Source organism: Streptomyces sp. NPDC050448 (assembly GCF_040655295.1).
Lineage (GTDB): Bacteria > Actinomycetota > Actinomycetes > Streptomycetales > Streptomycetaceae > Streptomyces.
This window is the reverse complement of record NZ_JBFAJR010000006.1, coordinates 21815-31709: the sequence shown is the minus strand read 5'-3', so window position 1 is coordinate 31709 and position 9895 is coordinate 21815. Positions and strand designations below refer to the sequence as shown.

The 9895-nt window shown below is 70.5% G+C and carries 7 protein-coding genes and 2 pseudogenes; 7 read left to right on the top strand and 2 right to left on the bottom strand.

Annotated features, from left to right (window positions below):
• Positions 1 to 20: 20 nt before the first annotated feature.
• Together AB0I68_RS10020 and AB0I68_RS10015 are read left to right on the top strand one after the other, a co-directional pair.
• A pseudogene (locus AB0I68_RS10020) lies at positions 21 to 223 on the top strand (DUF4360 domain-containing protein); the annotation flags it as partial.
• 15 nt (positions 224 to 238) lie between these two features.
• Positions 239 to 472, top strand: a pseudogene (locus AB0I68_RS10015) (MBL fold metallo-hydrolase); the annotation flags it as partial.
• Here the strand turns inward: AB0I68_RS10015 and AB0I68_RS10010 are convergent.
• Both AB0I68_RS10010 and AB0I68_RS10005 read right to left on the bottom strand, forming a co-directional pair.
• Positions 454 to 2418, bottom strand: coding sequence for a helix-turn-helix domain-containing protein (locus AB0I68_RS10010; protein ID WP_363176741.1), 1965 nt, complete (start codon positions 2416 to 2418; stop codon positions 454 to 456). The pseudogene AB0I68_RS10015 and the gene AB0I68_RS10010 overlap by 19 nt on opposite strands.
• 33 nt (positions 2419 to 2451) lie before the next feature.
• Positions 2452 to 3825 (bottom strand): MFS transporter, encoded by a 1374-nt coding sequence (locus AB0I68_RS10005; RefSeq protein WP_363176949.1) that lies wholly within the window; start codon positions 3823 to 3825, stop codon positions 2452 to 2454.
• A 599-nt stretch (positions 3826 to 4424) separates the two neighbouring features.
• Here AB0I68_RS10005 and AB0I68_RS10000 point away from each other — a divergent pair.
• From AB0I68_RS10000 to AB0I68_RS09980, 5 genes are all read left to right on the top strand, one after another.
• Entirely contained in the window at positions 4425 to 4748 is a 324-nt protein-coding gene (locus AB0I68_RS10000; RefSeq protein ID WP_363176740.1) for a hypothetical protein, read from the top strand.
• 558 nt (positions 4749 to 5306) lie between these two features.
• Positions 5307 to 5531: an MbtH family protein gene (locus AB0I68_RS09995; RefSeq protein WP_363176739.1), complete on the top strand. Its 225-nt coding sequence runs from the start codon at positions 5307 to 5309 to the stop codon at positions 5529 to 5531.
• Positions 5532 to 5735: 204 nt separating this feature from the next.
• Positions 5736 to 7709: an ABC transporter ATP-binding protein gene (locus AB0I68_RS09990; RefSeq protein WP_363176738.1), complete on the top strand. Its 1974-nt coding sequence runs from the start codon at positions 5736 to 5738 to the stop codon at positions 7707 to 7709.
• Between the two features lie 2 nt (positions 7710 to 7711).
• Positions 7712 to 9625 (top strand): HAD-IIIC family phosphatase, encoded by a 1914-nt coding sequence (locus tag AB0I68_RS09985; protein ID WP_363176737.1) that lies wholly within the window; start codon positions 7712 to 7714, stop codon positions 9623 to 9625.
• Complete coding sequence (locus tag AB0I68_RS09980; protein WP_363176736.1) at positions 9622 to 9849, top strand: acyl carrier protein; 228 nt, start codon at positions 9622 to 9624, stop codon at positions 9847 to 9849. Before AB0I68_RS09985 ends, AB0I68_RS09980 begins: the two co-directional genes overlap by 4 nt.
• The last annotated feature ends 46 nt before the right edge of the window (positions 9850 to 9895 follow it).

Sequence of the window (9895 nt, the reverse complement as noted above, 5' to 3'; positions counted from 1 at the left end):
CCGCACTGACCGCCGTCGCCGTGACCGGATGCCTCGTTACGCTCTCCCCCTCGGCCGGTGCCACCGCCACCGTCGCCGCGCTCCCCCCGGCCGGGTGGCCGTCGACGTCGCCTCGGTCAACGGCTCGGGCTGCCGCCCCGGTAGCGCCGCTGTCGCCGTCGCCCCCGACAACTCGGCCTTCACCGCCACCTACAGCGAGTACCTGGCCTCGGCCGGCGGGGGCGTCGCCGCCACCGAAGGCCGGGATCTGCTGCACAGCCCGGTGCAGATCCTGGAACCCTCCTGCAACAGCTGCTTCTGCCTGGATCCCGGGCAGGCCGCCGCCAGCCGCCGCCGGATCCTCGAACGCGCTGCCGACGAGGCCGAATTGCTCGTACCCGCCCACTTCGGCGGGGCGGGCGCGGTCGAAGTCCGCCGCCAGGGGCAGGAGTTCGCCCTCGGGGCGTGGGCGGCCTACAGCGAAGTCGGGTAGGGGGACGCGGGAGAGGACGGCACCGGGCGGGGCCGGGCCGCCGCCACCCGCAGGATCCGCAGGGCGAGCTGGATCTCCAGCGCCCCGGCCGGGGTGTTCCAGTCGTCGCCCAGGATCTGCCGGACCCGGTCCAGGCGCTGCACCACGGTGTTGACGTGCACGTGGAGGGCGTCCTTGGTCCGGGCCAGGCTCGCCCCGTGCGCGAAGTACGCCTCCAGGGTGCGGACCAGTTCCGTCCCGCGCTGCGTGTCGTACGCGATGACCGGCCCCAGCACCTGGTCGACGTACGCGCCCACGTCCGCCCGGTCGCCCAGGAGCACCCCGAGGAACCCGAGGTCGGGCAGGCCGGCCCCGCCGCCGGAGTGGCCGAGGGCGTGCAGCGCCTCGAGGCAGCGCAGCGCCTCGGCGTACACACCCGGCAGCCCCTCCGGCCCGGCGGCGGGCCCGGCGGAGCCCGCGGTGACCGCGGTGCCCAGGGCCTGGCCCAGGTCGGCGGCGAGCGATCGGGCGAGCGGGCCCGGGCTGTCGGTCGGGGCGAGGAGGACGACGCGGCCCTGGTGCAGCCCGGCCAGGCCGTCGCGGGCGCGTGCGTGGCGGGCGGCCTCCGCCGCCAGCCGGGACCGCAGCGCGGCGTCGCAGTGCAGCACCACGAGGGCGTGCGGGCGGGCGAGGTCGACCCCGAGCTTGCGGGCCCGGAGGGTCTGGCTGCCGGTGTCGCGGACCCGGCCGGGCGCCGCCGGAGCCAGCAGGTCGCCGAGCAGTTCACCGCGGACCCGGTCCTCGGCGTGCGCGATGGACCGGCGCAGCAGGAGCAGGAGCGCCGTCACCAGGCCGGCCCGCTCGAACAGCCGCCGCTCGGTGTCGGGCAGGTCGCCGCGTCCGCCGAGGGTGATGCTGCCCAGGAGCTCCGGCCCGGCCAGGACCGCGCACACCCATACGCCGTCCACCGCGACGGCCCGGCCGCCGGAGCGGGACTCGGCCAGGCCGCGGGCCGACGGGCCGACCGGATCCGTGCCGACCCGGGCGAGCTCGGCGCCGTCGGCGTCGTGCACGACCAGGCTTCCGCCCAGCAGGGCGGCGACCTCCCGGGCGACGTCGGCCACGTCACCGCCGCGCAGGACGAGGCGGGTGAGCCGGTCGTGGGTCTCGGCGGCGAGCCGCATCGCCTCGCTCTGGGCGCGGGCGGTCCCGGAGGCGACCCCGAGTTCCACGAGGGCGGCGCGGGTCTCCTCGAGCAGCCGGGCGCCGTCGATGGCCACGGCGGCGTGGTCGGCGAGGGAGGAGAGCAGCGCGACCGCGTCGGGGGCGAAGTCGCGGACCGCCCGGTCGGCCGCGTACAGCACCCCGATCACGCGGGTGCCGACGCGCAGCGGGACGCCGAGGATGCCGCGCAGGCCCTCCTCGCGGACCCCGTTGTCGATCGTGTCCGTGTGCCGGAAGCGGTCGTCGGTGCGGTAGTCGGCGCTGGCGTACGGGCGGGCGGTCTGGGCGACCAGACCGCCGAGGCCCTCGCCCATGCCGAGCCGCAGCTGCTGGAAGGCGGCCGACACCGAGCCGTCGGTGACGCGCATGAACGTGTCACCGACGACCGGGTCGTTGAGGGTCATGTACGCGACGTCGGTACCCAGCAGCATGCGGGCCCGGTGGACGATGGCCCGGAGCACCGCGTCGAGATCGCGCAGTGCGGCGAGGTCGCCGGCCGTGTCGAACAGGGCCGTGAGCTCGGCCTCGCGCCGCCGGTGCTGGTCGAGGGCGCGCCGGATGTCCAGCGCCACCCGCGTCGCCTCCTCCACGAGGGCCTGCTCGGCGGGACCGGCCCCGGCGGTACGGGCGTCCACGGCAGGCCGGGTGAACTGCTCGACCGGTGCGCCGCGGCGCAGCAGTTCGAGCAGCTCCCGCAGGGCGGCTGCCGCCTGACCGGGGGCTGTCTCGTTCGCGGAGGTCATGGGCGGCATTCTCCCGTGGCCGGCCGGGCCGTATCAGGCAGGGTCCGCGGCGGCCGGAAGCGGAGCCGTCCGGCCGGCGGCGGGAGCGGCGGACTCGGCGCGGGCCCGTGCCAGATCACGGCCGCGGGTCTCCTGGGCGAAGGCGACGGTGAGGGTGGTCACCACGGCGGCCGCACAGAGATAGAGGGAGACGGGAACGGAGGAGCCGTAGTCCTTGAGGAGTTCGACGGCGATGATCGGCGCCAGTGCTCCGGCGACGATCGAGGCGAGCTGCGATCCCATCGAGGCGCCGGAGTAACGGACCTCGGTGTCGAACATCTCGGAGATGAAGGCGGCTTGGGGCCCGTACATGGCGCCGTGCAGGAGCAGACCGGCGGTGACGGCCACGGTGATGACGGCGAAGGACTTCGAGTCGACCAGCGCGAAGAACCCGAAGGCCCACAGGGCCATGCCGGCCGAGCCGATCAGCGTCACCGGGCGCCGGCCGATCCGGTCCGAGAGCGCGCCCCAGGCCGGGATGGCGACGAAGTGGACGGCCGAGCCGATCAGAACGGCGTTCAGCGCGGTGCTCTTGGGCAGGCCCAGGTGGGCGGTGACGTACACGAGGAGGAACGAAGTGAGCACGTAGTACGAGATGTTCTCGCCGAACCGGGTGCCGACGGCGGTCAGCACCTGGCGCAGGCTGCGGCGGAACACCCGGACGACGGGTGCCTCGTCCTGACGCCCCTGCCGGGCGGCCTGCGCGGCGAGGAAGACGGGGGACTCGGATACGGAGAGGCGGATCCACAGTCCGACGATCACCAGGACGCCGGAGAGCAGGAAGGGGATGCGCCAGCCCCACGCCAGGAACGCCGCATCGGACTGCACGCCGGCGAGCAGGGCGAGCACCCCGGTGGCCAGCAGATTCCCGCCCGGCGCACCGGACTGCGGCCAGGAGGCCCAGAACCCGCGGTGCTCGGCCCCGCCGTGCTCGGAGACGATCAGCACGGCCCCGCCCCACTCACCGCCGAGGGCGAATCCCTGTACCAGCCGCAGGACGGTGAGCAGCACGGGGGCCCCGGCGCCGACGCTCGCGTACGTGGGCAGCAGCCCCATCGCGAAGGTGGCCCCGCCCATCATGAGCAGGCTGAGCACCAGCAGCTTCTTGCGCCCGACCTTGTCTCCGAAGTGCCCGAAGACCACCCCGCCGAGCGGCCGGGCGAGGAACCCGATGGCGTAGGTGATGAAGGCGATCAGAGTGCCGGTCAGCGGATCGGCGGTGGGAAAGAAGAGCTTGTTGAACACCAGCGCGGCGGCGGTGCCGTAGAGAAAGAAGTCGTACCACTCGATGGTGGTCCCGATCAGACTTGCGGCGACGATCCTGCGTATGCCGGACGGGCTCGTTCTGCTCGCTGCGGGGGAGGCCATGTGCACCACTTCCAGGGTGTCTGCGGGGACGTCGGGTGTGGCCACAACGTAGAAGTCCCCAGGTCAACGGCATATGTGGCAGACCATCACAATCACAGGCCACCTTGTGTGCCGGATCGCCACACGACCGCCGCTGACTCATTCCCGCCCCCGGAGAAAGCTCCTCCGCATAGTGCCGGATTTGCAGCATTCCGCCCGTTTCAGAGGGACGGTGCTGACTCCCGTGCTGGTTCGGTGCTGACCAAAAGCCCACGTCATCCCACCTCGTCACCCTTCCCGTGCTGGTTCGGTGCTGACTACGCAGCGTTGAACTCCGGCATTCGGCGCGGATCGGCTCCGTGGCCTTCCCGTTTGAGGGCGACCGACAGGTGTGCCAGGGGAGGTGTTCTGATCGCTTCGGCATGTGCGTTCACGATGCGTGCTGACGGCGATGGCCAGTCGGCCCCGGGTCTGCTGTCCAGACCCTTCTCGCCCCACGAGGGACCGGTGGAGGGAGCAGTGCCGGCTCGCTGGAAGCGGCGCCGACGTGTGCTGTGCGGCGTCGAGTATCAGCGGGCGGTGAGACGTTTGAGCGTCGGCATGAGGGAGGGGCCACGCACATGGCGATCGCTTGGGGCCCCATCACCCAGCCCCGGCTCGACCGCATCGTTGAGGCCTTGGTGCACCGGCTCTACGCCGAGGACGCCGAAGTGGAAGTGATGAACGGGCGCGGCGGTGACGGCGGCATCGACATCAAGGTGACCGCAGACGGGCGCGTGTGGATCTACCAGCTGAAGTACTTCCCGAACGGCTTCCCTGGCTCGTACGAGGGCCGCGGAGCGGGCATCAAGCGGTCGTTCAGAAGGCGCTGGAGCACGATCCTGACGACTGGATGCTGGTCGTCCCCTGTGTGCTCACGCCGTCGGAGGGGCCTTGACCCCTGAATGTGGACACATCGTCACCGGCTGGTGAGGGTGACGTTAGGGCCACACAGAGTGACGAACGCAGTTTGGTGGCGGATTGGTCGATATCGGGTCACCTTGACTGGAAATGTGCAGGGTGGATCGATACTTCCGTACCCTTTGTCCGCAATGATCGTTATGTTCCGCCTTGTTTGGGCCTTTCCGGGATCACGCCGTCCGTGAGCGTGCCCGTGGGGTGGGGCGCCCCCACTCTCCGTGCCATGCGCGCCCGGCGGGTCATCTGGCCGAATCGCGCTGCGGCATCCGATGGGGCCGGTTCCCGCCGAGGAGCCTCGCCACGGTGAGGGCCCGGACCGACGACATCGCGAATTCGGGTTCGTCAGTTGGACGGTATTGCCGGGGAGTCGGTATTCGTGCGATCCTCAAATCACGAGGGCCTGCCGATCCGGCAGGCCCTTTTTTGCGTGCGCGTCCAACTGTCGAATCGGGTCGGTTGGACGGCTGTACGATCGCTCGCAGCGGCATTGCGTGGAATGCCGCGCATTCATCGGGTCGGATCTGTTTCACCGGAGGGCTGACATGGCGAATCCATTCGACAACGAAGACGGGACCTTTTACGCGCTCGTCAACGAAGAAGGTCAGTACTCCCTCTGGCCGACCTTCGCGGATGTGCCGGCCGGCTGGGTTGTCGAGTTCGGTGAGAGCACCCGCCGGGCGTGCCTCGACTTCATCGAGGAGAACTGGACGGACATGCGGCCGAAGAGCCTGATCGAGGAAATGAAACAGTACGAGCACGCCGAATAGCGGCCCCTTGGCGGCACGGAGCCGTCATGGCGCAGGAGCGTCCGATCACTCAAAAGACAAGGAGGTTTCGGAGTCATGATTGGAGGCCCGGGGCCGCAAATGGTGATATCGGGATTCGGCTCGGATTCCGGGTTGACCCGACAGAAGATCAAACCAGGCACGGTGCCTCGGATCCTGCCCTATCTCAAACCCTATCGAGGGGCCGTGGGGTTCCTCCTGCTCATCACCGTCCTCGAAGCGGTGATGACGGTGGCGAGCCCCATGCTGTTCAAGGTGCTCATCGACGACGGAATTCTCCCCCGTGACAACGGGATCGTGCTCGGCGTCGCCTTCGGAGTCGCCGGCCTCGCCCTGCTGGAGACCGCCGCGGCATTCACGCAGAGCCTGTACTCGGCCCGCATCAGCGAGGGGCTGATCTACGACCTGCGGACCGAGGTGTTCGAGCACGTGCAGCGGCAGCCGCTCGCGTTCTTCACCCGGGCGCAGACCGGTGCGCTGGTCAGCAGGCTCAACACGGACGTGGTCGGGGCTCAGCAGGCACTCACCACGCTGCTGTCGACCGTGGTGTCCGGTCTGCTGTCACTGGTCCTGGTGCTCGGTGCGATGTTCTACCTCTCCTGGGTGATCACCGTCGTCGCCCTGGTGGTCCTGCCCTTCTTCGTCCTGCCCGGCAAGGTCGTCGGCCGCAGGATGCAGCGGCTCATGCGGGAGTCGATGGAGCAGAACGCCGAAATGGGCTCGATGATGCACGAGCGGTTCAACGTGGCGGGTGCGCTGCTGGCGAAGCTGTACGGCCGGCCGGACCAGGAGGCGAAGCTGTTCGGCGCGCGGGCCGCACGGGTCCGGGACATCGGAGTGCTGAACTTCGTCTACGGCCGGATGCTCCTCGTATCCGTCACCCTCCTCGCGACCCTGTCCACCGCCGTGGTGTACGGCGTGGGCGGATCGCTCGCCGTCAACGGCGCGTTCGAGGTCGGCACCCTGGTGGCGCTCGCCGCACTGCTCACCCGGCTCTTCGGGCCGATCAACCAACTGTCCAGCGTGCAGGCGAACGTGATGACCGCGCTCGTCAGCTTCGACAGGCTCTTCGAGCTGCTCGACCTCAAGCCGCTGATCGCCGAGAAGCCGGACGCCCGGGCACTGCCGGGCCCCGGCTCGGACGCCCCCGAGATCGAGTTCGACGGCGTGAGCTTCCGCTACCCGGCGGCCGCCGAAGTCTCGCTCGCCTCGCTGGAGTCGATCGCGCTCCCCTCACAGGTCCGCAAGGACAACGCCCTGACCCTGCGAGACCTGACCTTCAAGGTCCCCGCGGGCAAACTCACCGCGCTGGTCGGACCGTCCGGGGCCGGCAAGACGACCCTCACCCATCTGGTGCCCCGGCTGTACGACCCCACCTCGGGCACCGTACGGATCGGCGGCGTCGACGCCCGCGACCTCACCACGGATTCCCTGCGGCAGACCGTCGGCATGGTCACCCAGGACGCGCACCTCTTCCACGACACCCTCCGGGCCAACCTGCTGTACGCCCGACCGGAGGCCGACGAGGAGGAGCTGACCGAAGCGTGCAAGTCGGCGCAGATCTGGGATCTCATCTCGTCCCTGCCCGACGGCCTCGACACCATCGTCGGTGACCGCGGCTACCGGCTGTCCGGCGGCGAGAAGCAGCGCATCGCCCTGGCCCGGTTGCTCCTCAAGGCCCCCTCGGTCGTCGTCCTCGACGAGGCCACCGCACACCTGGACTCGGAGTCGGAAGCCGCCGTCCAGCGCGCGCTGAAGACCGCGCTCGCCGGCCGGACCTCCCTGGTGATCGCCCACCGGCTGTCCACCGTCCGCGAGGCGGACCAGATCCTGGTCGTCGAGAACGGGGAGATCCGGGAACAGGGCCGGCACGAGGAACTGCTGCTGGCCGGTGGGCTCTACGCGGAGCTCTACCGGACCCAGTTCGCCTCACCCCCCGCCGGCGCCGAGGGATCCGAACCGGAGTTCGCCGGCCCGGGACCGCAGTACTTCGGAGGCCCGCCGCCCGGCGGCATGGGCGGGATGATGCCGCCTCCCGGCGGCCCCGGTGGACCTGGCGGCCCCGGTGGACCGCCTCCGCTGCAGATCCTGGGCGGAGGAGGCCCTCACGGCGGACCTCCTCCGCCCCTGCCCGGCGTCGCGGCACCGCCGAGGAGGTGACCGTGTCCGGCTACGCCTCGGCCGCGGCCGAACTGCGCGACCTGGCCGACGCCGGGCGCCTGATGAGCGAATACCCGAGAGCGGGCGAACTGATGGCCCGCCTCTCGGGCACGGAACTCCTCAAGGCCGGGCGGCTCCTCGCCCGGCTCGACCCGGAGGAGATCTCCAAGGCCCACCCCGGGACGCCGCTGGTCACCATCGGCGTCACCGGGCACGGCACCCTGGGGACCCTGGCTCCGGCCCTGACCGCCCAGCTGGCCCGGCACGGCCTGGTGGCCCGCCCGGTACTGGCCGACTTCGACAACTACGTGCACGAACTGCTCGACCCGGCCGGCGAACTGAACGCCGCCCGACCCGACCTCGTCCTGTGCGTACTGGACCCGATGATCGTGTTCGACGAGGTGCCCCTGCCCTGGCGACCCGAGGACGTGGAACGGGTCGCCGCGGACAAGATCGGTCTCATCGAACGGCTCGCCGCCCGGTTCGCCGAGAGGCCGGGCACGCTCGTACTGAACACGATGCCGCTGCTGCGCGCACACACCGGCCAGCTCGTCGACCACCGCTCCCGCGCCCGGCTGGGCGCGGTGTGGCGGGAGGCCAACGCCCGCCTGCTGCGGCTCGCCGAAGACAACGCCTCGGTCGTCGTGCTGGACCTCGAACCCATCGTCGCGCAGGGCGTGCCGGTCGTCGACGACCGGCTCAGCACCTACGCCAAGGCCCATCTGACCGACGACCTGCTCTTCGCCTACGCGGCCGAGATCGGCCATCTCGCCCGGCAGATGACCGGACGGACGAAGAAGTGCCTCGTGCTCGACCTCGACGACACCCTCTGGGGAGGCGTCCTCGGCGACGACGGGGTGGACGGCATCGAGGTCGGCGAGAGCTACCGGGGCGAGGCGTTTCTCGCGTTCCAGAAGGTCGTACGGCAACTCGGATCGCAAGGCGTCCTCCTCGCGGCCGTCAGCAAGAACGAACCCGAGTCGGTGGCACGGGCGCTGCGCGAGCACCCGCGCATGGCCGTGCGCGAGGAGGACTTCGTCCAGGTCATCGCGAACTGGCAACCCAAGCACGACAACCTGAAACACCTCGCCGACACCCTCGGGCTGTCCGTCGACAGCTTCGTCTTCGTCGACGACAGCGCCTTCGAACGTGAACTCGTCCGGCGGGAACTGCCCGGCGTCACGATCGTCGAAGTCGACGGAGAACCGGCGTGGCACCGCAGGAACCTGCTGCGGGACGGCTGGTTCGACGTACGGGAGGTCACGGCCGAAGACCGGATCCGGACGACACGGTACCGGGATGACACCGCACGCAAGAGCTTCCTCGACAGCTTCGCATCGACCGAGGACTACCTGCGCGAACTGGACGTCCGCCTCCGCATCGGGCCGGCCACCCGAGCCGAGGCGCCCAGGATCTCCCAACTCACCCTGCGTACCAACCAGTTCAACATGACCGCCGAGCGCCTCCAGCCCGGCGAGGTACTGGACCTACTGGACCGGACGAGGGACCCGGCCCCGCTCGCCCTGGCCGTTCACGCGGGCGACAGGTTCGGGGACCACGGGTTGGTCGGCGCGATCCTGGCGCGGCGTGACGGACACGTGCTGCACATCGACAACTTCCTGCTGAGTTGTCGGGTGTTCTCCCGCTCCATCGAAGAGGCGTGCCTGTCCTGGGTACTGCGACACGCCCGCGCCACCGGCGCCACCTCCGTGGTCGCCGCCTACCGCGAAACCGCGAAGAACCGGCGCGTCCGCGACTTCTATCCCCGGCACGGCTTCGTCCCGACCGGCGAAGACGGCGACACCAGCGACGGCGACGACGGCGGCGTACGGACCTTCCGGCACGCGCTGGAACGGATCGAACCGATGCCGTCGCACATCCGTATCGACGAAACCCCCGAAGGCGACCTTCCGTGAACGACCTCGAAGACTTCATCGCCCTCGTCCGCGACGAACTCGCCCTGCCGGTGACCATCGAGGACGCCGGACGCGGGCTGCACGAGCTCGCCGGCTGGGACTCCTTCCACCTGCTGCGGCTCGTCGTCGCCCTGGAGGAGAAGACCGGCCGGAGCGTCGGCGTCGTCGACCTGCTCGAAGCGCCGAGCCTGGAATCCATCTACCGCGTGGTGACGACGGGCTGACGTCGCAGCCGTACGCCGACTTCAACGCACAGAACCCCGAGTGAGG

What these genes read in the sequence shown, in the direction of transcription:
- AB0I68_RS10010 (WP_363176741.1), bottom strand. Translation starts at nt 2,418, where the DNA reads ATGACCTCCGCGAACGAGACAGCCCCCGGTCAGGCGGCAGCCGCCCTG.
- AB0I68_RS10005 (WP_363176949.1), bottom strand. Translation starts at nt 3,825, where the DNA reads ATGGCCTCCCCCGCAGCGAGCAGAACGAGCCCGTCCGGCATACGCAGG.
- AB0I68_RS10000 (WP_363176740.1), top strand. Translation starts at nt 4,425, where the DNA reads ATGGCGATCGCTTGGGGCCCCATCACCCAGCCCCGGCTCGACCGCATC.
- AB0I68_RS09995 (WP_363176739.1), top strand. Translation starts at nt 5,307, where the DNA reads ATGGCGAATCCATTCGACAACGAAGACGGGACCTTTTACGCGCTCGTC.